Raw genomic sequence first — 23597 nt, 5'->3', positions numbered from 1 at the left:
ACAAAATTTGTTCTAATAGGCGACTTACGTGCTAAGAGATAGATCTCCTTTATATATGGTCTAAACTATTGTAAATAAAAACCTTCCAAAATAAAGTTGGAAGGTTTAAAATGCTTGTATGATTTCTAATGCCATCTTTTTTTTGTTATTCTTTTTAAGATAGCATTACCATCACTACTTAATTCATTTAAGGATTTTTCTTTACCCTCTTGAATCCATTCTAATAGTTCCATTTTAGAAAAATGCAATCTATTTCCCTTTTTATAAAACGGTATTTCGCGTAGACAAACTTTAGAATATAATGTTGGTAATGATAATTTTAAAATTTTGCAAGCCTCTTTCGCATCAATAAATTCAAGTTCTGGCATTTCATTTTGGATACGATCCAATAAAATTTCTTCTAAACTTTCCAATCTTTCTTCAATTCTTCTAAGAATATTTGGTATTTGATCAAATGTATATTCCATTTTTTTTTTTTCAAGTTAATAAGACCTTGAAAAACGTTCTTGATAATGACTTGATCTGTCGTAATTTGTCTTTTGAAGGTATTTATAGCTTACTAACTATTTCATAAAATCTCAAAATTACTAGATATTTAAATTATCTGTTGGAGGATCAATCTGGTCGATATTTACGATGTTCTTACCTATATCAAATAAATTAATTTTAATTTTTTCAGAGGCTTCTTTTTTTAAACTGTCAACTATTTTCGCATATATCTCTGTTGTTTTGATATCTTTATGTCCCAATAGTTTTGAAACTGTATATATAGATGTTCCAGCAGCTATTTGTAAGGTCGCAAAGGTATGTCTGAAACCGTGGAAGGTGAAATGTTTTTCTATACCAGCATTTGCCAACCACTTTTTCAACTCTGCTACTGTGTTATGATAATTTAATCCTTCAAATACTCTTGAATCAGAATTTCCTCTTGGACCTAACAATTTTATAGTTTGATCAGATACTGGATGATATTCTGCATTCTCTGTTTTTTCCTGATTATATACTATATAATAATTGCCTTCGGTTCCATGAATTTCACTCCATAATAGCTTTTCAACATCTGAATATCTGAAACCGGTCATAGCAGAGAAAAGTCCTGCCTTTTTTACTATTGGATTTCGACACTCAGAATTTGCCATTCTTTCTAATTCCTCCATGAATAAAAATGGACGATGAGTTTCCTGCGGTGCAATACTGTCAATTATTGAACCTAGGTCTGTGGGTAAAAAGCGCTTTTTAAAAGCCTCCTTTAATGTCAGCTTAAATCTTCCAAAATAAGCTACGGCAGTATTCTTTTTTATGGTTTTTCTGCGTCCCAATGCGGGGCATGTTAACAAATAATCTGCATATTCCTCACATAGCGTTTCATTCAATTCATTAAATGGAATTTCGGGCCCAACAAAAGTCTTAAAATATCTAACAGACATTACCCAGTTATAACAGTTGTTTCTTTTTTTAGCTTCAGCTTCAAAGAATTCAATAAAGTTTGATTTCATCTTTTCTTCAGAAATAAAATCAAACCTCTTGCTTTGTAATTCTATATGCCTTTGAGCTCTTACATATTCTCCTAAAGCTAAAGTTTCTTTATTGAACTTCCTTTCAGTTTCGTTTTTGGGACGATTATAGATATATAATTTTAGATAGTGTTTTCGTTCCATTTGTCCTGTTTCTGGATTATAAATGGGAGGCCATATGTCCAGAAATAAAGATTGTCTGCCTTTTGATATAGGTTTTTTCCTTAATGTTACTTTTGACATAATTTTGGATTTTTGAGTAATATTAAAAATTGATAGTGTAAGCCAGATTTTATGGCTCTCTTAGGGGAAATTTGGCGTCAGAATGCCAAATAAATTGGTGTTATCCTGAATAAATACCCAACTCAATCCTCTTTAAAATATGCTCAATTTTAACTCTTGGTACATATACAAATTTGCCCTTCTGAAATTTTGGGATATTATGTCTTTCTATAAGATTTTTTAAGGAAGTCGGAGAGATATTATACTCTTTTTGAATTTGACCCATTGTGAAGCAATCCTTTAAAGGTGTCCATTCAATCTTTTCCAAATCTTCTGTTGGATTTTGGATTACTTTTGGCTTGACTTCAAATAATGCATCAATATCTTTCTTTAATAGACGAATCTTTCTGATGGATAAATTAGCTGCAGGAATACTGCCATTTTTAACCATTCGATAGACTGTTCTCTTATCACATTTCAATAAAATAGAAGCTTCCTTGACTGTTAAGTAATCAAGGGTTTTGAGGGCAAAATAAGAGTTAGGATCTTCTTTAGGTTTTGATTGAGGTTTGGAAACTTCCTGAGTTGCTTCAGTCAATTTTTCTCTAAGTTCCCTAACATTAATCTTGTAAGCTCTGGAATTACAGGTTTTGCAACAGTATCTGGTTACTGTTGTTTGGGCAATAAATTCAAGTCCACAATGTTCGCAAATCTTCTTGATTTTCATAATATTTTATTTGTGGAAGAGATAATTTGGCTTAAGGTACATTATGGTACATTTAAGTACAATTAGGTACAATAAATTACCTTAAGTGACACTAACTCTCCCGAGTTAAAAAAAATAAAATATTATTGGTTTGAGGGACAACTGGGGGACAAAACTGAACAAAACTAACCAAACTTTAAAAAACTCATACAAAATCAATATTTTTGTAAATAGCTAATAATCAATCGTTTGGTTTGTTTTAGTTTGTTTTATTTGTCGTACTTATTTGCCGATACAAAACTTAGAAAAAATATTCCCCAGCACCTCATCATTTGTTACTTCACCGGAAATCTCACCTAAATGTTCTAATGCATTACGAAGTTCGTACGCAAGTAATTCTGTAGAGATCTGGAAAGATATTGCTTCTTTTACTTTATGGGTTGCTTCCAAAGATTTCTGAAGAGCCTCAAAGTGTCTTTGATTGGTGATTACTACGTTATTTTCCTGAGATTTCAACTGTTCTACATAGGAAGACAGTTCATTTTTAAGATCCTGAATATTCTGATTTTCAACTGCCGATATTCTGATAAAATCGAATTCCTGAGGTATTTCATTTCTGAAAATATCTTCTACGGCTTCATGTTTCGGAGGCAGAACTTCATCAATTTTTGTAGCACAGATAATCAGTTTCAGATCATCTCTCTGCAGAGATCTGATCATTTCAATATCTTCGGAATAATCCTCAGTAGCAGCATCAGCCAGATAAACCAGAATATTGGCATTTTCCACCTTTTCTTTGGCCTTTTTCACTCCGATAGCTTCAATTTCATCAACTGTTTCGCGAAGTCCGGCCGTATCAATCAGACGGAATGCATGGCCTTTGATATGTAAAACTTCTTCAATGGTATCCCTCGTCGTCCCGGCAATATTGCTTACAATAGCTCTCTCTTCCTTCAGCAAAGCATTTAACAGAGTTGACTTTCCGGCATTCGGTTTTCCGATGATAGCAACTGCAGTCCCATTTTTAATGGCATTTCCGTACTGGAAACTTTCGATCAGAGAATCTAATTTTAATTCGATTTTATCCAACAATCCATTAAGAGCCGATCTGTCTGCAAATTCTACATCTTCTTCTGCGAAATCAAGTTCAAGTTCAATAAGGGATACGAAATTCAGTAAATCTGTTCTCAGTAAGGATATCTCATTGGTAATCCCTCCTTTCAGCTGATTGATGGCTACTTTTCTGGAAGCTTCATTTTCGGAAGCAATCACATCTGCAATAGCTTCTGCCTGGGAAAGGTCTATTCTTCCGTTGATGAAAGCACGAAGGGTAAATTCTCCCGCTTTGGCCATTCTAGCTCCGTTTTTAATCAACGTTTCCAGAATACGTTTTCCGATATGCGGCGAGCCATGAAAAGCAATTTCCACAGAATTTTCTGTAGTAAAACTTTTCGGAGCCAGAAAAATAGAAAGCATCACTTCATCAATCGCTTCCTCACCATCCATAAAATAACCGTAATGAATGGTATGGGACTTCTGCTTTTCGAGGTTTTTACCCGGAAAACTTTTCTGGACAACCGGTAAAGCATCATTTCCTGAAACTCTGATAATGCCTAAAGCTCCTACTCCGTTGGCCGTAGCCAATGCACAAATCGTATCGTTATTCATGGTGCAAATTTACGGTTTTTCATCCTAATTTTTGACGGGTGCTTTTATACGGTTTGTCTATGGCTTTGATTGGAATTTTTCTTTGTAAAATTGAGCCTCCCGCAGAATACTACCCTTGTCAAGGTTTTGAACCTTGACAAGGGTTATTTAAGGGTTATTTACTGTTGCAGTCTTCCCAACCTTCTTACCTTCTGAAGCCACAAAACCCTCTGCATATCAGTAGAATTTCTGACCACACCTATGTATGTTACCTTCACAGGTTTAATACCACAAAACTCCAATGTTGATTTTTTCAGCTGATTGACGCTTGGTCTTCCGTAAAATAGCCAATAATACCACCCCGGCTGGTCGATTGTTGTGATAATATGAGCGGTCTTTCCTTTCAGTAATTTATCCCACCAAACCGAATTTTCTCGGTATTGATAAGCTAAACCGGGAAGAAAAAGTCTGTCGATGAAGCCTTTCATCAAAGCAGGCATTCCGCCCCACCATACCGGATGAATCCAGACCAGATGATCTGCCCATTGTATCGTTTCCCAGGCTTTCAACAGATCCGGTTCCAGCTCCATTCTTTTCTGATATCCGAAATGAAGAATAGGATCAAAACTCAGTTCTGCAATGGTGATTTCTCTGATCTCCGTATCCGATTGCCCGGCTCCTTCTTTATAGGCTTCCGCAACTCCAAAATTGAAAGATTCTCTATTGGGATGTCCGTTGATGATGGCTATTCTTTTCATAAAATCAGAGGATATTAATCGTTTTATAAGCTTTAAGTTTCTCTTTAAGTAGTTCCGGCCTATGCAGCTGGTGGCTGAAATAAATAGCATTCTCGTGGGAATTGTTAAACAGCTCTTCGATGTGTAACACTGCGGAAAGGGCTGTCAGTTCGGCCTGTCCCTTTGTACTCTGAAGACTTAGTTTCTTATCTCCATGATCTGTTTTTACAATAATCTCAAATACACTCTGATCTCCATTTCCACTGGAACCGAAAATCATTTTTCTTTCTTTTAAGGATAGAATGTTGAAAATTTTCATTTTTTGGAATGCTCCCAGAAGCCACGTGATCAGCTTTGAATTGTAAGTCATTTTAACACTGACATTGGGAATTTTTTCGATCTTATTTAAAATATACAAGTCCGGTACATCGAAATTATAAGCAACACGTTCTCCGATCCCAAAAGAAAAATTGAATCTTTCAGCATCCAGAAAATGTCTGACGAACACAGGCTTATTATCTTTATAGTTACAGAAAGAAACAGCCACGTTTTCAGCCATAAAATGAGCGGAGCTTTCTCCCGCAAGGTCTTTCACAGAATAATATACGAGAAGTTTCACGTCCCGGATTTCCTTTGGATCTTCTACGAGCGTTTTTACAAGACCATTCACAATACCTCCCATCCATCCGGAGCTGAACACAATTCTGCTGCTGACCTTTTTGTGGCTGGCCAGCGCATATGCTTTAACAAGATCGGGAGTGGGTTTCGTAATATCTAAGTAATCAATTCCGTTTTCAATGGCAAAGCGGAGAACATGGTCGGATTTATCATTGACAGAAAGAATGACCAGCTTTATTTTCTTATCGAGAATCACCTGAAAAGTTCCGGGATTGGTAACATCAATTTTTAAATCATTCTCTGTTCTTCCTCCTTTTCTTCCTCCTGTAAAAACATGGGCCTGCGGATTTCTTAAAGTCAGAATCCGGATCATCGTTTTACCTACCAGGCCGTTTCCTCCAATAACCAGAATATTTTGTTCCATATATTTTTTTTACAAAACTATAGAGCCGCAATTCTGAAGTATAGGACAAATGTCTAAAAATCGAAAGAATGAGTATTATCTTTTCTATCCCAAAGATCAAGTTAAATTTGATGGATTTATATAGAAATTTCTTTTCTGATCCGGCTGAGATGTCTTTGTGTAATTCCCAGATAAGAAGCAAGATATTGAAGCGGAATTTTCTGAACATAATCCGGCTGATTGTCCAACAGCGTTTCATACCGCCGAGCCGCAGTATCTCTCTGCAGCAGGAAGAACCTCTTTTCAAGTTCCAGATATTCTTCTTCTGCAATCATTTTTAGAAATTTCGTCCAGTTAAGATCATCTTTTACCAAAGTGTCGATGGCTTCTTTTTTCAGAACCATCAGATGAGAATCTGTGATAGCCTGCATATTTTCTCTGCTGGGAGTGTCTGAAATAAATGACGAATAGGCCGCCATAAGCTGGTCGGGAAATCTGAAACAGTAAGTGATATCTTTTCCGTCATCAGAAATATAATAGGAACGAAAAATTCCGGAAACAATAAATGCTATTTCCCTGCAATGATCCCCCTCCTGAACAAAAAAATCATTTTTAGATACTTTTCTGGTTTCAAAAAGCAATTGTATATCACTGATTTCCTGCTCTGAGAAAACTCCAAAATTCCGAAAAAAACTATCTACCATCTTTTTACAATTATCCACAGAATCCGTCAAATCATTCCATGTTTTCAGCAAAAATAAATAAATCCCTGAGCTATGACAACTATTGAACAGCGGAAAAAATTCATTACTTCATAATAATGTCATATCTTGATGAATAATTAAATAGTCAATTACAACAAATGATACAAAAATTTATCAGGTTTATCAGTCTTCACCTCGGGGAAGAAGACAAGCAGAGAGTACTGGAAAACGTAAGCGATGATATCTCTTTCCGTGGATCTAATCTTTGGATTCTGGCATGTGCCATCGTTATTGCCTCGGTTGGGCTCAATGTAAACTCTACAGCGGTTATTATCGGGGCGATGTTAATATCCCCTTTAATGGGGCCTATTGTAGGGGCGGGTTTTGCTTTGGGTACTTATAACTTCCAGTTGCTTAAAAGATCCATGAAAAACTTACTGATTGCCACCATAGTAAGTTTATTGGTGTCTTTCATCTACTTTTCCCTGAGTCCGTTTAAAGAAACCCAGTCTGAGCTTCTGGCGCGTACCTCTCCGAATATCTATGATGTTCTTATTGCCTTTTTTGGAGGTCTGGTGGGAGTCATTGCCATTACCAGAGTAAAAAAGGGAAATCCCATTCCCGGGGTTGCCATTGCAACGGCCTTAATGCCTCCTTTATGTACAGCAGGATATGGTTTGGCGGTGGGTAACTGGATTTACTTTTTCGGTGCTTTTTATCTTTATACCATCAATTGTTTTTTTATTTGTATCGCAACGTTCCTGATTATTAAATACCTTAAATATCAGCCTATCAAACTGGTTGATAAAAAGTATGAATTGCAGATAAGATATGGTATTACCGCTTTGATTATCATTATGATTGTTCCGAGTTCTTATCTGGCTTACAATTTATTGAATGAAAAGAAGTTCAATCAGGATGTTGATCAGTTTCTCAATACGGAATTTTCTCAAAAAGGGTATACTCTTATTTATAAAAAATTAAACTACAATACTTCTCCCAAAAAAATTGAACTGGCTTTTCTTTCTAAAAAATTCAGTGCAGATGAGTTAAAAGCATTGAATAATCAGCTTAAAAGTATGGGACTCCTTAATACCGAAGTGGTTATCAAACAGGATGCTACGGATATAAAATCTGAAATTCTGAATGAAATAGGACAACAAGCAAGCGTCCTTTCAGAAAAAGATATCGCCATTAATAATTTAAGGCAGAAAGTTGAAAAATATAGCATCAAAGATTCCGGTGTTGTCAAAGAGATTAAAATTCTCTTCCCTGAATTCTATAATGTTTCCATAGGTAAGATCACCAATAATCCCAATACGGACAGCGCGAATGTAAGCAGCATTATTCTGTACCAGTCCCAGAAAGAAGAAAAAGATCAGGAATTAAAGCTGAAAGACTGGATTTCAGAAAAATTATCGGATAAAAACGTTAAAGTGATACGCCAGTAAAACCAATACAATACCTCAGCAAGAAATATATTTATCATTTCAATTTTGGATTTCATTCAAAATGATTTCCGCGTTATGATAAAAAAAAGACCATTTCAGAGTGAAATGGTCTTACTGCTTTGAATTTACTAAGTATATATGAAGTTATGAATGATGTCTGATGTCTTATTATTGAAGCAAAGATAAAACACTCCACATTCTCTTCTGTCAGGGGAATCACTAAAATTATATCCGTGAAAATACGGTTGCAGCCATGAAAAAGCCCTGCAGAGGATTCCGCAGGGCTTCAAGAATTTATCTAACAATTATTAATGTTCACAGTTCAAAGTTTTGAGCTTAGTTTTTCCCGGATTTTAACCCAAAATTTAATCATCCGCAATTACTCATTATTCATTGCTCATTACTTATATTTAAAGAGGGCTTACCAGCTCCAGGAACCATTCTTTAATTTCGCCTTCAAGATAAGGTCCTAATTTCTCTTCACAGGTTCTGTGGTAATCATTCAGCCAGGCAATTTCCGTTTCAGAAAGGATTTCTTTTACGATGGTATCTTTAAAGAACGGGCAGAATGTCAGCGTTTCAAATTCATAGAATGTTCCGTGAATTGTTTTTTCAGCTTCTTTAACGGCGATAAGGTTTTCATGACGGATTCCGTACTCTCCTTCCAGATAGTATCCCGGTTCATTGGAACATACCATTCCCGGAAGAAGATCCTGAGGGTTCATATCTTTTCTGATGTTCTGAGGACCTTCATGAACATTCATGAAACTTCCTACTCCGTGGCCTGTTCCGTGGTTGAAATCTTTTCCTTCCATCCAAAGCGGAAGTCTTGCAATAGCATCCAGATGAACGCCTTTGGTTCCTTTCGGGAACTTTACCATGGATAAACGAATCAGCCCCTGAAGCACTAAAGTAGAATTTCTTTTGAAATCTTCAGAAGAGGCTCCTAAAGCCAATGTTCTGGTGATATCGGTAGTTCCTTCCAGATACTGACCTCCTGAATCTACAAGAATAGTGGCATCATTGGTAACCTCCTTGCTTCCCTCAATTTTTGCGGAATAGTGCATAATAGCACCATTATCTTTATAGCCTACAATGCTTCCAAAGCTTTCACCCACGAAGTTTTCTCCTTCTGCACGGAGACCTCCCAGTTTCTTACCGATAGAATATTCGGTCATGCCTTCTTTTCCTGCATTATGGGTAAGCCAGTAAAGGAATTTTACCATAGCCACACCGTCTCTTACCATTACGGTTCTGAATCCTTCCAGCTCAGTTTCGTTTTTCTGGGCTTTCATTAAATTCCCCGGAACCGGAGCTTTGATCAACTGATTATCAGCTTTCAAAGTCTCAATAATCATTTGGTTGCTGTTCGGAGAAACGAGTACTTTTTCGTTTTTAAATGCTTTAAGGTAGTTGTAAAACTCTTCGTAAGGCATCATTTTCACAAAAGAATCGTCCATTTGCTTTCTTGCGCCTACTTTCAGTTTCTCAAGATCTGTGAACAGAACTGCATCATTTTTAGTAATGACGATATATCCCAGGAATACAGGGTTGCTTTCTACGTCACTTCCTCTCAAATTCGAGGTCCAGGCTACGTCATCAAGGCTTGAAATAATATGTACTGTAGTTTCCTGATCTTCCATTTTCTGACGGATTGCTCCTAATTTATCAGCAACAGATTTTCCGGCTCTTTCTACAGGGTGTACAAAAATTGGATTTTTTGATGGTGTTCCTCTGTCTGTCCAGATCTGTTTTAGCAGAGGCAGGTCTTCAAGTTGTATATTTTTCGGCTGCAATTTCTGTGAAAGCAGTTCCCAGTTGATATTGGAAGTGGCCACTGCATTAACGGCAACTTTTCCTCCGGCAGGAATTTCAGAAACAATCCAATCTATATAATGAGGAGTTCCTTCCATACCGTCTTTAAAAAGATCGATTCCTGAACCTTCCAGCTCAATCGCTGCCTGGGTAAAGTATCTTCCGTCTGTCCAAAGTCCGGCTTTATCTTTTGTAATTACCACAAAACCTGCGGAACCCAGAAATCCGGAAAGCCATGCTCTCTCCTGCCATTCTTCCGGCAGATATTCGCTCATATGGGGATCTGCAGAATATACTATAAATGCATCAACATTATTTTTCTGCATTTCTTCACGAAGCGCAGCCACTTTTTCCTTTGAAGTCATTCTTTTCATTTTTAAACACCGAAAGTTACAAAAAATTGAGATTGTAAAAATGAAATCTACAAGCTATTTTCGTTAATAATCTGTTATTTCTTTCCTGTTTCTGAAAAAACAGATGATCCTGTTAAAGAAGGTATTTAAAATGCATATGGCGACGAATCTCTCACAAATTCATATCAATTCAAAAATCTTTACGATTATGTAAAAATAATCATCAATATTAATCAAAATACATATTTACATACCACAAAAACAAAATTATTAATAAAAACATAAAGTTTTGGAGAGATTATTGCTGTTATTCCAACTATGATACAGCAGAACTATAAAAATCACCGGAAATTTTATCCGCCGCACCATTTTATTTATCTCCCATTGCTGATCTTTCTGGAAGTTTTCGGAATATATAAAATTTGGGATGACCATGAGAACAGGCTGATATGGATTTTATTTTCTCTGATCCTGTTTCTCCTTTTTTATCTGGCCATCATGGTAAGACAGCATTATGCACTGGGACTTCAAAACCGGATGATCAAACTTGAGTTTAAGCAACGGTATTTTGAAATTTTTGGTAAAAGATCCGATGAAACGGCAGATAAACTGAGATTCGACCAGATTGCAGCATTAAGATTTGCTTATGATGAAGAGTTCAAAGAACTTCTGTACAGGGCTATTCACGAAAATATATCCGGAGACGAGATTAAACGATCGATCAAAAACTGGAAAGCCGACCACGAAAGAATATAATTTAACATCAAAAAATATATAGATCATGAAAAAGCTGACTTTATACGGTATTACCATATTCACTATACTAACCCTAACAAGCTGTGAAGCAGTAGAAACAATTTTTAAGGCCGGAATGTGGTGGGGAATTATTCTAGTCGTTGCAGTAGTAGTCATCCTTTTTCTGATTTTTTCGAGGGGTAAAAACTCTTAACCATTTTCCATGGAGAAGAATACGGATCTGGACATCATTTCCCACCTGAAGCCTTCAAAGATTGTGAAGATCATGAAGGATCCCGAAGCTTCCGCAAAGGCGGTACATCTCGTATATACCACCGATGCGGAAACGGCCGGGATCACACGCAGGAAGAAAGGGAAAAAGTATTCGTATTATAAGGATGGTGAAAAACTTAAAGATAAGGAAGAAATTACCCGCATCAACAAACTGGTCATCCCTCCCGCGTGGGAAAATGTCTGGATTTGTGCGCTTGATAACGGGCATCTTCAGGCTACAGGCTTTGATGTCAAAAAAAGAAAACAATACCGCTACCATCCGTTGTGGAGCGCCTTGAGAAACCACACCAAATTTTACAGAATGCTTCAGTTCGGGTATGCACTGCCTGATATCCGCCTTCATGTGGAACAGGATCTTGCACTCCGTCATTTTGAAAAAAGGAAAATACTCGCATTGATTGTCAGTTTAATGCAGCGAACCAATATCCGTATTGGGAATAATGCCTATGAAAAGCTTTACGGTTCATTTGGCTTAACCACTCTGAAAGATAAACATGTGAAAATCAAAGGACAGAAGATCACGTTTTCTTTCAAAGGGAAAAAAGGGGTTATGCATACCATAGACCTCAGAAGCAAAAAGCTTTCAAGGCTTGTTCAAAAATGTAAAGATATTCCCGGCAAAGAACTTTTTCAATATCTGGATGATGAAGGCAACCATCATTCGGTAGATTCGGGAATGGTGAATGAATATATCAAGGAAATAAGTGGTGAAGATTTTACGGCTAAAGATTTCAGAACCTGGTCCGGAACAGTAAGTGCTCTGATTGCATTTAAAGAAATCGGCTATGCGGAAAACAGTACCGGCTATAAAAAGAAGGTCAGGGAAGCTCTGGAAATAGTTGCTGAACATCTGGGAAATACAAGTACAGTATGCCGGAAATACTATGTACATCCTCTGGTCATTAACCTTTATGAAAACAATACCATCAAAAAATACCTTGATGAGCTGGAAATCATTGAGGAAAATGACGGAAAAACAGATCTTACCCATGAAGAGAAACTTGTCCTGAAAATTCTGGAAAACGAGAAGATGTAACAAAATCTGTATTATCATTCTTTTACCATACACAAAAACAGATGGAAGAGTTCCTTTCATCTGTTTCATTTTCTAAAGTTTTAAGAACAAATCCGATATCCCTAATTTCTGTTAAATAATAAAACGAAGTAGGAGCAGAAATTGTTCCTTTCAAAATGAAAGCGTAAATTTGTATACCAACATATTAATAATTTAAAAATAATACAACATAATATGTCAAAAGCAATTTCGCAAGTACCATTTGCAGTAAACGAGCCGGTAAATTCTTATGTACCCGGATCTCCAGAAGTAAAAAGCCTTATCGCCACTTACAAAAAAATGTGGGCTGAGAAGATTGAAATTCCAATGTTCATCAATGGAAAAGAAGTAAAAACTGACGAAAAGGTTCAACTTCAGTCTCCTCAGGATCATGCTCATGATTTCGGGTTTTACTATAAAGGTACGATGCAGCATGTGGATGACGCTATCAATGCGGCATTGGCAGCTAAAAAAGAATGGAACGAACTGGGCTGGGAGCAGCGTGCAGCTATTTTCTTAAAGGCGGCTGATCTTTTGGCAGGACCTTACAGAGACGTAATCAATGCAGCTACGATGATCGGGCAGTCTAAAAACGTACATCAGGCTGAGATTGATTCTGCATGTGAATTTATTGATTTCTTGAGATTCAACGTAGAGTTCATGACTGAAATGTATTCTGAGCAGCCGGTTTCCGACAGCGGAATCTGGAACCGTGTAGAATACAGACCATTGGAAGGATTCTGTTTTGCAGTAACTCCATTCAACTTTACAGCGATTTCAGGAAACTTGCCTACATGTATGGCTATGCTAGGAAACGTAGTGGTTTGGAAGCCTTCTGACAAGCAGGTGTATTCTGCCAAAGTAATCATGGATGTTCTTATTGAAGCGGGCCTTCCTGCCGGAGTAATCAACATGGTTTTCACAGATGGAAAAGAAACGGCTGAGAAAGTATTGGCACATCGTGATTTTGCAGGTCTTCACTTCACAGGTTCTACAAAAGTATTCCAGGGAATGTGGAAAATGATTGGTGACAATATCCACAACTACAGAACTTATCCGAGAATTGTAGGAGAAACCGGAGGAAAAGACTTCGTCATCGCTCACCCTTCTTCTAATGTAGAGGCTGTAGCTACTGCATTGGTAAGAGGTTCTTTTGAATATCAGGGACAGAAATGTTCTGCCGCTTCAAGAGCTTATGTTCCTAAATCTCTTTGGGCTGATGTGAAAAAAGTAATGGAAACTCAGATCAACTCAATTAAAATAGGTTCTCCTGAAGATCCATCCAACTTTGTAAACGCTGTAATCGACAAGAATTCTTTCGAAAAATGTAAAGGTTACATCGACAGAGCAAATGCTTCCACTGAGGCTAAAGTAGCAATAGGCGGAACATGTGATGATTCTAAAGGATGGTTTGTACACCCAACCGTTATTGAAACTACCAACCCTCACTACGAAAGTATGGTAGAAGAAATTTTTGGCCCTGTACTAACTGTATTTGTATACGAAGATCAGGACTGGAAAGAAACTTTAAAACTGGTTGATTCCACTTCTCCTTACTCATTAACAGGTTCTGTATTTGCACAAGACCGTTACGCGATTAATGAAGCTTTCAAAGCTCTGGAAAATGCTTCCGGAAACTTCTATATCAATGACAAACCGACTGGCGCCGTTGTAGGACAGCAGCCTTTCGGTGGAGGAAGAGCTTCAGGTACCAACGATAAAGCAGGTTCTAAAATGAATCTATTGAGATGGACCTCTGTAAGAAGTATCAAAGAAACTTTTGTTTCTCCTAAAGATTACAAATACCCATATTTGGGATAAGAGCCGTTGCTCATGAGTAATGAGTAGTCATTAATATATCAGCCTCGAAATTTTTATTTCGGGGCTTTTTTTATGGATTTTCCCGTTCAATAGCTGCATTTTGGCTTGTTTTGTCTCTCTAATATCTGACTTTTTCAGTAGTCCAGTAAACTTATAAAGTAATAGTCCAATCTTTAAAGTTAGCAATCCTAACTACATTTGCAATGGCAATAATGCCTTAATAAAATACCATTGAATTATGAGTAAATCAATTTTTTACCACGCAGGATGTCCAGTATGTATTAGTGCAGAACATGACATCGTAAGTCTTATCGGAGCAGAGAATGTAGAAATCGTACATCTTGGAGACAATCCCGGCAGTATTGAAAAAGCCGAAAAATCAGGTGTGAAATCTGTACCGGCTTTGGTTACACCACAAGGGAATGTACTTCACATCAATTTTGGAGCTTCCATGGAAGATCTTAAATAATCTGAGTAGTTCGGGATTCGAGATACGAGTTTGAGAGTCGGAGAGTTTGAGGGTTTGAGAGTTTTGGAAAGTGATGAGTTATTTGAGGTGGATTTTTGAGTTGAAGGACTTTCACTCTTCACTTGCAAAGCAAAATTGACCTTTGACCTTTCTAAATATCAGCCTTAGCTTGGAGACCTGAGATCTTTCTATCCCGAACTCAGTTTAAATAGTAAAAACATACATTACTCAATCAAGATTATTTAACAGAATAAATATTGAAAAAGATGAAAAAAAAGTTCTTAACCCTTGTTGCCGTTATTTCTTTTATAGCAACCTATGCGTGTGACAAGTGCAAAAAATATGAAGAATCCAAGGATTTCAAAATAAAATCTGCACAGGTTACCCACAACAAAAAATACGGAACCCTAGAGTTTGAAATCACAGTTGAGGGTAAAGCCGGCCAAACCGTTCCTAAAGCCATAGGAAAGCTCGATATGGCTCCCGTTTTAGGATATGTTTTCCCGACAACACTTAAACCGGAAGATGTAGGCTTCAATCCTACTGAAGGCATTGTAGCACTGGCATTAACCTCACACCCTGATTTTGACGACAGCCCCCTGTGGGATGAAAATGCAGATGGAAAGTTTGATAATGACGGTATCGTATGGCACCCTCACTGGGTGGTACTGGTTGAAGATAAAAGAGTTAAAGGTGGTCTTTCGGTAAAAGAATACAAGAAAGCGGATAAGGTAACCAAACCAACTACGGCTCCGGATATGCCAATGTATATGGATTCTCCGGGATTCCCTGTAGTGACTCAGAACAACGCCATCCGTGTTTCTGTTCCGGCTTACCGTATGAACAACAAAGTACAGTTCAATTATGATGCTGTGGCTTGTTATCTTGAAGTATCAGCCCCTGTAGGCGGTATGTCTATGGATAAGCCGATGCTGGGAGTTTATAATGTGTACAGCGTACTTTCAAAGAACCTTTCACTCCCTTACAAGGTAAAATAATACCAATCATGCAGTCTCCGGGAATTCTTCTGGTGATTGTATGGATTGAGTTAATCAGTTTCTAAAAATGAGCAGGAATGGCTAATTCTTCAATACTTTCCAAAACACACGCCGTTCCTGCTTCATTATCAACAACAAAAAAATATAAAATGAAAATAGCAGTCTGGGACACTTATGTCACCAAAAAAGACGGAACATTAATGCATTTTGACATTCTGGTTCCTGATGATATGAACGATACAAAATTGATTTTTGAACACGGGCAGAACTATCTGGCTCAAAAAGGACAAAAGGGGCAGGCACTCACTTCAAAGGAATGCAGTTTATGCCATATTGAAGAGGCCACACCTGAGATTAAACAATCAATAGAAGCAAGAGGCTACTCCATTATTGAAATGGAAGGCTGTAACTAAGCTACCCTTTTATAGATACTAATTTTAAGAAAATTCTGTAAAATTTAAAGTATATTTAGCCGAAAACATTGATACATTTGGATTTCAATAGGTTCAGAGCTTTTAAAATTTGATCCTGATTTACAACCATGATACGAGAGAAGAAATGATTTCACCATTTAACTTACATCACCAGAACAATGAGATCGACAGTAAAATTGTTGTCGCTCTGGAACGTCTTTCTGAAGCTTTCCGGGTTTTGCTGTGGAATGAGAGTAAGCTCACTTCATTAAGTCCTATTCAGATCCAGATTTTGATTTTTCTGCTTTTCCAGCCCGTTGAAAAATGCAGGGTAAGTTATCTGGCCAAAGAATTCAATATGAGTAAGCCTACCATCAGCGACAGTGTGAAATCTCTTTTGGCTAAAGGTTTGATTCAAAGGAATGATGATGCTCTGGATTCCAGAAGTTTTACGGTAAGCTTAACGGAAACCGGGAAACTTACGGCTATACAATCTGCAGACTTCACCAGATCTATTGAAAATCCTGTGAGTCTTCTCGCTCCTCAACAAAAAGAAATAATGCTGGATGGGTTGCTGAAAATCATTCAGGAACTCAATAAAGCTGAAATTATCACCGTTCAAAGGATGTGCTTTACCTGCACCCATTACAGAGTTCATGACAGCGGACATTACTGTAAATTACTGCAAATGCAGCTGGCTTATAAAGAAATCAGAACAGACTGTCCCGAGCATGAGGCTATAAGTCTTTAATTGATCATGCATAAGATTTTCAAACCTTCCTCCTGATATCCTCTGATAATCAATGGTTTTCTAACAACTCTTAACAAACTTTATCTATGTTTTAATACTTTCCGGTATGGCTTAGGAATAATTATTGAACTTTTCAGGTAACACTAAAAAATAGAATATTATGAAAAAGTTTTTGTTAGGAGCCATAGGTTTAGGATTAGTAGTTGTGAGCTGTGGAACCAAAGAATCAACCATGTCGGCAAAGAGTTCAGATTCAGTAGCGGTGAGTAGCCAAAAGGCTGAGCCAGCAACCGCAGATACAGCCTCTGTAAAAAAAGTGAATACTGATACCATGAAGGTGAAAGTAGATTCAACGGCTACAAAAGCCTCGGCTAAATAGATAAAAACAGAAGTTCAATCTAAAAATGGAAAAACCGCAGATGAAAGCTCTGCGGTTTTTTAATATCCGGTTCTATAGGAACATATTGATACATTTTTTATCTAATTCTAATAATATTCGTACAAAAAACATTAATATTTCTCTATATTTGATTGTATTAAACATCAAAATTAATTACTATGAAAAAATTATGGATAGGCGCTGTACTTGGAATTCTGTTCCTGGGAAGCTGTGCTCAGAACAAAGAAAAAAGAGAAGAATTCAAAGAAGAGCATAATAAGGATTCATTGAGAAATAGAATGGGAGATTCGGCTGTAGCCAATTCCGAACCCGCTCCGGTTTCAGAAGACACTGCCAAAGTAAAAACAGATACTCTTAAAACCAAATAAAATAACAAATCCGCAGCTGCGCTGCGGATTTGCACTTAAAAAAACTTGACTGAAAAAAACCGGGCAATCAACCCCGATTGTATGGTAAAATCTCTTACCGGGATTATTCTCCCAGATAGATAAAAGTATTGACTACCAAATAGGCGGATCTGTTGTCCATAGGCGCTCCTATACCGCCTGTAGGAATAGTTGCAATCCCCGACAGTGAATGGATATGGGCCCCTGAAGCAGATGTACTGCTCATTAACCCGACTCCTCCCCATGAGGAAGACTCTCCATTCCCCTGATAATGACCTGAACCATTATTTCCAACATTTGTTCCTCCAAGAAGAAAACCTCCTTCATCTGAAGCGTGAGAATGAGCTCCCGCACTTTCTGCCGTTCCGCTTACCACTCCTACCAGATTAATATCCGGAAGATTTGAACGGGTAATTGTCATGTTATTATTTCCGCCCTGGGTTCCCAGAAGTTCGGCTCCATTTCGTGTTTTTAGAATCCTGTCTGTAGCATCCGGAAGACTTGTTGTAAAACCTAAACCCGTTGCCGAAGTCTTTGCCGTTGTTGGAAGTGAGGAAACTGATCTTCCGTTGAGCAGATACCATCCGTTATGGTCAGATGGCTGTACAGAGTTTTTAATATCTCCCGCGAACTGAGGATTCAGTTTTTTGGGATCTCCCTGCAGCATTCTCTGCCACATTTTGCCGTCATAATAATACAGTCCGGCACTGGTTATATTCACTGTTTTAGGGCTTGGAAGTCTTACTGCTGCCGAAGCATAAATAACAGTTCCTGCATGATTTTCCGTGTATTGGGGATCACCTGCCTTGATTTCATCCCCGGAAAGCCTGGGAGGCAGTACTCCCTCAGCCGTAGATCCGTCGTTTCTTTTTGCGACGATATCCAGGCTCGCGATTGGCACAGCTGTATTGATTCCTATCTGCGCATAAGCAGCATTAGACAATACAGATGCCAACACGACCGTTAAAGTTGTCTTCATCAGTTTAATTTACTAGTTTAATGTTTTCATGGTTTGTATAAAATAATTGGCAGTTATTTTATACCGTCTAGTAATTTTTAGTTTTAGTGTTTAGATTTTTTTGAACGCTGTTCTGCTGTACCGGAATTAAAAGATTAAAAAATGAGTGACAAACTGCAGTTGTACATTCCGGTAAAGCTGGCGCAAAGATATAGATGTGAAGGTCTTACGTAAAACAATAGGTTGTCTGTTTTCAGGAAAATGAAAAGACAGAATCTTTGAAAACCAGTTGTTTTTAATTATTTTCAGGAAAATGGACATTTTTATCTGACTGATTCTCAGCATCCAGATACTTAATGTAGGCAGAAGGAGAGAAATCTGTCACGGCTTTAAAGACAGAAGCAAATTTACTGTGAGAAGAAAACCCGCATTCATCAGCAAGAATACTGATTTTATACTGTCTGTATTTTTCGTCATTGATGAGTTTATCTACAATATAATTAATTCTAAGACGGTTAATATAAGTTTTCACATCCGCACTTTTATGCTGATTGATTACATAGGAAAGATATTTGGTATTGGTATTAAGTTCTGCTGCCAGAAATGATAACGACATGTTTTTGTTGTTAAAAAGATCACCTTTTTCAAATTCTTCAAGGAGTTCCAGTAGTTTTGTTTCAGTTTCCGAGGTCATCAGAGAGTCGTTTCTTCTTTTATCAGCACCTACTACCCTGTCATCTACTTCTTCCACAGAAATATTGGAGAAGTCAGAATGTTCGGTTCTTAACGGCAAAGGCTCGCTGCGGGAACTGATCATTTTAAGCTGAGTTCTTATAATATTCCTGAATTTTGAGCGCTGTTTTTTCTGTTTTACTTTAAAGAAAACCACAATTCCGATCATAGATATCAGAAGTACAACAATAGCCGTATTTTTGATGATACTGATGGGCGTATTCTTTTTATTTGCTTTTGCGGAAGCTTCCGTATTTTTGAATGAAACCTCATGGCTCCGGGCAGAAAGGCTGTCGTATGCTCTTACATACTTTACGGCATACAGAGAGGCTTTAAACCCGTCTCCTGTTCCTTCATAATAATCGTTGATATTGGAGTATACCGCCTTTTTCAGTTTAAGACTTTTAGAACTGTCCGCTATATTTTCTGCTTTTTTCAGATAAATTTCAGCTTCCTTCCAGTTTTTTTGTTTCAGCCGGATACCCCCAATTCCATTATATACCAGCCCCAGAATACAACATTTTTCTTTAAGAAGCGATTCTGCTTTCCGGTAGTTGGTTTCAGAAGCCGCAAAATCTTTAAGTTTAAAATAAACATCACCCAGGATCTGGTAAGAGGCAGCTACAGCCCGGTCATCATTCTTAATATTATTTTCTCCGAAGAATTTTAATGAAAGTTCAATATACCTCACAGCATCCGGATAACTGCCCTGCTCCATTTCATAGTACGCCATTTCCTGATTCAGGAGCCCAAGTACTTCGCCTCTTTTTTGAGAATCGGAAATATTTTTTGCAGTTTCCATACCGTTCAGGGTATATTTTCTAGATCTCTCGTAGAGTCCTACCAACCGGTATTCTTTAGCGAGAAATTCGTTGACTCTGGAAAACCATTCGGCATCATCAATCTGGCTTAACAGAGAATGTGCGTTTTCTCCGTAACAGATGGATTTTTTGAATTCCCCCGCAGAATGATAGAGTTCAGCAGAAAGCAAGAGACTTTTTACTTTATCCAATGGTTTTTGAGCAGACATGTAAAGGGAATCTGCCGTTTTCAGAGCTTTGGAAATATTTGGGGGAGACGTTTGAAAAGATGTTCTTTCGCAGACCTGATCAAAGCCATATTTTTTCTGAGCCAGTAAAGGGACAGCAGTGATGAACAAAAACAAAAGTTTTAGCAGACTTTTAGACATAAAAAAACAAATTATTATTTTGATTTTATAATAATTCATCATTTTCATGGGTGTCTTTTTGTTTTTTACAAAGCTACTAATATTTTATTTTTTATTAAAACATTCTTGTATTATTTAATTTTTTTAACTAAAAAACAGATTATTATTTATTTTAATAACATTTTTTCAACAATCCTCACTTTAAATAGAATTATTATATATAAAAATCAGGTTTATCTATTTTTTTTAATGGGCATCTCACTAATGTATTAACATAATTATTACATTTGTAACCATAAAAAATATTATGAAAAAATTAATCATACTTTCTTCCTTATTTGTAGGAGCTCTGGCATTCGCGCAGGGTATAAAGTTTGAAGAAGGCAACTTTAGTGCTGTTCTTGCGAAAGCAAAAAAAGAAAAAAAGCTTGTATTTATTGATGCCTATGCTTCCTGGTGCGGACCGTGCAAACTGATGGTGAAAAATATTTTTCCCCTTCAGAGTGTAGGAGACATGTATAACTCTCACTTTGTGAATGCCAAGATAGATATGGAAAAAGGGGAAGGAATAGGTCTTGCCAAAAAATACAATGTAAAAGTGTTTCCTACTTATCTTTTCATCAATGGAGATGGTGAAGAAGTACACAGAACAATAGGCTATGTGGAAGAAAAAGATTTTCTTCAGTTTGCCAAAGATGCTGAAGATCCCAATAAAAGACTTGCTTCATTAAAACAAAAATTCGAAAAAGGAGAAAAAGATCCTGAATTTCTGAAAAACCTTGCCGGACTTGTTCTTTATAATGATTCTGAGCTGGCCGGAAGAGTACTGGATCGTTATTTCCAGCAGAAAACCACTATTGATCAGGAAGATCTACAAATACTTCTTGCAGGAACGCAAAGTACAGAAAGTCCTTTGTATAAAATTTTCATATCGAAAAAAGCAGATATCATTAAACTGCTTCCGGAAGAAAAATACGCCAAAATAGACAAAAGCATAAAGCTGAATACCATTCTAAAAAAATCTTATAATGCCGATACAAAATCATGGAATGACAGTTATTTTATGACAGAAAGTCAAAAATTCCTGACCAAAGAGGAAGCTGAAAAAAGTCTGAAAAAAGCAAAAGCCAGCAGGGCTCTGAAAGACAAAGACATCCCTACTTACGAAAAACTTGTTCTGGAACTCTATAAAGATTATTCCGCAACAGGATCTGATGAACTTAACTCTATCGCATGGAATTTCTTTGAAAATGTAAACGATAAATCTTCTCTTGAAAAAGCATTAGCCTGGGCTCAGGAGTCTGTGAAGAAAAATGAAAACTATGGCAACACAGATACTCTGGCCAATCTTTACAACAAAATAGGAGATAAAAAGAATGCCAAGATTTGGGCTGAAAAATCTATTGAACTGGCCAAAAGCACAGGACAGGATTCTACGGATACCGAAAAATTACTGAAAAGTCTTTAAACTGTCTGTTACAGATATAATAAACCCGCCGGGCTTTGCCCGGCGGTTTTATATTTTATATCATATCATCTAATTATTATACACTAAAACCTGCATTTTGGTAAGCATGGCTTCGGTATCTCCATTATACCCTGCATAAGTTGAAGGAACATAATTTAGAGTCTGATTGCCAGACCATGCAGAATATTGGACCTTAAAAGTATATGATCCCGCTGTCAAACTAACTGCTTTCAGAAAAGTTACCGGAATAGGAAGTCTCACCAGTGCTGTACCACTTACCATTGATGTATACGCAGAAGATATTTTAACTCCATCCTGCAATAGATAAAATGCTCCTTGTGAGTCTGTACTGGCTAAACTGGGTGCATATCCTAAAATTGTGAAAAGAAATGTCTGTGTCATTCCTGCGGGTACTGTTAGTGTTATTGTAACCCCCGGAACATCAGCAACGGTACCTTGGTTAACAGTCAGTGCAGTGGTCCCTTGTACATAATTGGCAGAAGCAATGGTTCCGCTTACTGTATTCAACGCTTTCCAACCGGGGGCAGTTCCCGCTCCATTGGAGGTAAGAACCTGTCCAGAAGTTCCTGCTGATCCTGCTGTAGTAGCATTTCCCCCAACATTTAATTCATTGACTACCTGAAGCGCGCCGTTGACGTGAAGCAATTTTTGAGGCGTTGAAGTCGCAACTCCTATATTTCCGGAAGAGGTAACTCTCAAACGTTCCAGGTAACCTCCACCTAATGAATTCCCAAGCATAAACTCTTCTTCAGCAGGCACTCCGGTACTTCCGGTACGTATACTACCCATTCCCCATGCTGCTCCACCTCCTGCAGGTCCGGAATTGGTAAATCCCAAAAGAGCGTAATTTCCTGTAGCCAGCGGAGAAGTGTTTCTCAATGTAGTAATCACAAACTGATTGGTACCTGCAGGGCCGTCAAACATCGTAAACCTGTTGGAAATAGCAGCTGTACTTACCACATGAAACCTGTTCGTAGGTGTTGAAGTCCCTATTCCTATCCTGTCATTGGCTGCGTCTACAGAAAATGTTGTTCCATCTACAGAAAATGCATTAGTGGACGTTCCCGTAAATGCAAGAGTGCTGGCTCCTTGCGTTACCGTTCTGTTTCCCGTCAGACTACCATCTGAATTGTATATATTAATATTGGGGTTTAACTTTATCCATACCGTACCATTGTTGTAATAATATCCGGCTGCATCTATATTAACGGCAGATCCGGTTTGTGTTCCGGTAGCTATACTGTTAACGTAGACCATCGTGGATAAAGGAACCGCAGTCATACTCTGGGCCCTTTCCCTATCGACTCGCGGAATTAATAGACCGTCTACATTAGTGGTAGTTCCGGTACTGTTTTTGGCAACTAAATCAAGGGTTGCAGTGGGATCTGGAGTGTTAATACCTACCTGAGCAAATATTTTAATCATTACATTAAATAAAGTAATGATAGTTAATAAAATCGTTTTTTTCATGATAATTTTTTTGTGTAAAGTAAAATTAATAAAAAACAATAAATTAACTAATAAATATTTATTAATTAACAAAATATAATATTACACCAAAAACAATAAACATTCTAAATAAAATAACCATAAAAATTAAATATTACGCACAGTAAATTTAGAAATAATCTGCAAAAAACACACCTAATAACCTACTAAAAGGACAATAGCGTTCCAACAGAAAACAAAGAATTATTAGATTAATGATCTACATAATATCAAAAAAAACTGCAGACTTTATAGGGTCTGCAGTTTTCTA

At 37.3% G+C, this 23597-nt stretch carries 22 protein-coding genes; 11 read left to right on the top strand and 11 right to left on the bottom strand.

Annotated elements, in window-relative coordinates; translation table 11 throughout:
- Positions 1-125 precede the first annotated feature (125 nt).
- The 7 genes from ACM46_RS08800 to ACM46_RS08770 all read right to left on the bottom strand — a co-directional run bounded on the left by ACM46_RS08800 (position 126) and on the right by ACM46_RS08770 (position 6551).
- On the bottom strand, positions 126-467 hold the full coding sequence (locus ACM46_RS08800; protein ID WP_048506286.1) for a helix-turn-helix domain-containing protein: 342 nt from the start codon (positions 465-467) through the stop codon (positions 126-128).
- A 120-nt stretch (positions 468-587) separates the two neighbouring features.
- A complete protein-coding gene (locus tag ACM46_RS08795; protein ID WP_083997365.1) occupies positions 588-1757 on the bottom strand; it encodes a site-specific integrase in 1170 nt (389 codons plus the stop codon).
- A gap of 100 nt (positions 1758-1857) precedes the next feature.
- Entirely contained in the window at positions 1858-2463 is a 606-nt protein-coding gene (locus ACM46_RS08790; protein WP_048506285.1) for a helix-turn-helix domain-containing protein, read from the bottom strand.
- A gap of 261 nt (positions 2464-2724) precedes the next feature.
- A complete protein-coding gene (gene mnmE / locus ACM46_RS08785; protein ID WP_048506284.1) occupies positions 2725-4110 on the bottom strand; it encodes a tRNA uridine-5-carboxymethylaminomethyl(34) synthesis GTPase MnmE in 1386 nt (461 codons plus the stop codon).
- Between the two features lie 158 nt (positions 4111-4268).
- A complete protein-coding gene (locus tag ACM46_RS08780) occupies positions 4269-4847 on the bottom strand; it encodes an NAD(P)H-dependent oxidoreductase (RefSeq protein ID WP_048506283.1) in 579 nt (192 codons plus the stop codon).
- A gap of 4 nt (positions 4848-4851) precedes the next feature.
- Positions 4852-5868, bottom strand: coding sequence for a saccharopine dehydrogenase family protein (locus tag ACM46_RS08775; RefSeq protein WP_048506282.1), 1017 nt, complete (start codon positions 5866-5868; stop codon positions 4852-4854).
- A 116-nt stretch (positions 5869-5984) separates the two neighbouring features.
- Positions 5985-6551: a Crp/Fnr family transcriptional regulator gene (locus tag ACM46_RS08770; protein WP_048507109.1), complete on the bottom strand. Its 567-nt coding sequence runs from the start codon at positions 6549-6551 to the stop codon at positions 5985-5987.
- A gap of 158 nt (positions 6552-6709) precedes the next feature.
- On the opposite strand from ACM46_RS08770, the gene ACM46_RS08765 reads away from it, so the two are divergent.
- Complete coding sequence (locus ACM46_RS08765) at positions 6710-8002, top strand: DUF389 domain-containing protein (RefSeq protein ID WP_048506281.1); 1293 nt, start codon at positions 6710-6712, stop codon at positions 8000-8002.
- Positions 8003-8412: 410 nt separating this feature from the next.
- Here ACM46_RS08765 and ACM46_RS08760 read toward each other — a convergent pair whose 3' ends face one another.
- The gene (locus ACM46_RS08760) at positions 8413-10182 is read right to left on the bottom strand and encodes an aminopeptidase P family protein (RefSeq protein WP_048507108.1); all 1770 of its coding nucleotides are present in this window, start codon (positions 10180-10182) and stop codon (positions 8413-8415) included.
- A gap of 306 nt (positions 10183-10488) precedes the next feature.
- Here ACM46_RS08760 and ACM46_RS08755 point away from each other — a divergent pair, with 306 nt between their 5' ends.
- The 9 genes from ACM46_RS08755 (at position 10489) to ACM46_RS08710 (ending at position 17473) form a co-directional block, all read left to right on the top strand.
- Positions 10489-10926 (top strand): DUF6526 family protein, encoded by a 438-nt coding sequence (locus ACM46_RS08755; protein ID WP_048506280.1) that lies wholly within the window; start codon positions 10489-10491, stop codon positions 10924-10926.
- Between the two features lie 202 nt (positions 10927-11128).
- Positions 11129-12235, top strand: a complete 1107-nt coding sequence (locus tag ACM46_RS08745) for a DNA topoisomerase IB (protein ID WP_048506278.1) — start codon at positions 11129-11131, stop codon at positions 12233-12235.
- 213 nt (positions 12236-12448) lie between these two features.
- Entirely contained in the window at positions 12449-14074 is a 1626-nt protein-coding gene (pruA, locus tag ACM46_RS08740) for an L-glutamate gamma-semialdehyde dehydrogenase (RefSeq protein WP_048506277.1), read from the top strand.
- A 238-nt stretch (positions 14075-14312) separates the two neighbouring features.
- Positions 14313-14543, top strand: a complete 231-nt coding sequence (locus ACM46_RS08735) for a thioredoxin domain-containing protein (RefSeq protein ID WP_048506276.1) — start codon at positions 14313-14315, stop codon at positions 14541-14543.
- 266 nt (positions 14544-14809) lie between these two features.
- Entirely contained in the window at positions 14810-15541 is a 732-nt protein-coding gene (locus ACM46_RS08730; RefSeq protein WP_048506275.1) for a hypothetical protein, read from the top strand.
- A 77-nt stretch (positions 15542-15618) separates the two neighbouring features.
- Positions 15619-15954: a DUF2024 family protein gene (locus tag ACM46_RS08725; protein ID WP_338151989.1), complete on the top strand. Its 336-nt coding sequence runs from the start codon at positions 15619-15621 to the stop codon at positions 15952-15954.
- 109 nt (positions 15955-16063) lie between these two features.
- Positions 16064-16705: a MarR family winged helix-turn-helix transcriptional regulator gene (locus ACM46_RS08720; RefSeq protein ID WP_241485984.1), complete on the top strand. Its 642-nt coding sequence runs from the start codon at positions 16064-16066 to the stop codon at positions 16703-16705.
- A gap of 160 nt (positions 16706-16865) precedes the next feature.
- Positions 16866-17084, top strand: coding sequence for a hypothetical protein (locus ACM46_RS08715; RefSeq protein ID WP_048506274.1), 219 nt, complete (start codon positions 16866-16868; stop codon positions 17082-17084).
- A 179-nt stretch (positions 17085-17263) separates the two neighbouring features.
- Positions 17264-17473, top strand: a complete 210-nt coding sequence (locus tag ACM46_RS08710; protein WP_048506273.1) for a hypothetical protein — start codon at positions 17264-17266, stop codon at positions 17471-17473.
- 103 nt (positions 17474-17576) lie between these two features.
- Here the strand turns inward: ACM46_RS08710 and ACM46_RS08705 are convergent, their stop codons facing one another.
- A complete protein-coding gene (locus ACM46_RS08705; RefSeq protein WP_131707564.1) occupies positions 17577-18470 on the bottom strand; it encodes a hypothetical protein in 894 nt (297 codons plus the stop codon).
- Positions 18471-18744: 274 nt separating this feature from the next.
- The gene (locus ACM46_RS08700) at positions 18745-20370 is read right to left on the bottom strand and encodes a helix-turn-helix domain-containing protein (RefSeq protein ID WP_157859435.1); all 1626 of its coding nucleotides are present in this window, start codon (positions 20368-20370) and stop codon (positions 18745-18747) included.
- A gap of 286 nt (positions 20371-20656) precedes the next feature.
- Here ACM46_RS08700 and ACM46_RS08695 point away from each other — a divergent pair, with 286 nt between their 5' ends.
- Positions 20657-21817, top strand: coding sequence for a thioredoxin family protein (locus ACM46_RS08695; protein ID WP_048506270.1), 1161 nt, complete (start codon positions 20657-20659; stop codon positions 21815-21817).
- Positions 21818-21886: 69 nt separating this feature from the next.
- On the opposite strand, the gene ACM46_RS08690 is transcribed toward ACM46_RS08695, so the two are convergent.
- The gene (locus ACM46_RS08690) at positions 21887-23308 is read right to left on the bottom strand and encodes a hypothetical protein (protein ID WP_131707563.1); all 1422 of its coding nucleotides are present in this window, start codon (positions 23306-23308) and stop codon (positions 21887-21889) included.
- Positions 23309-23597: the final 289 nt, after the last annotated feature.

Source organism: Chryseobacterium angstadtii (assembly GCF_001045465.1).
Classification (GTDB): domain Bacteria; phylum Bacteroidota; class Bacteroidia; order Flavobacteriales; family Weeksellaceae; genus Chryseobacterium; species Chryseobacterium angstadtii.
The sequence above is the reverse complement of the archived record's forward strand: the minus strand, read 5'-3'. Positions and strand labels throughout refer to the sequence as shown.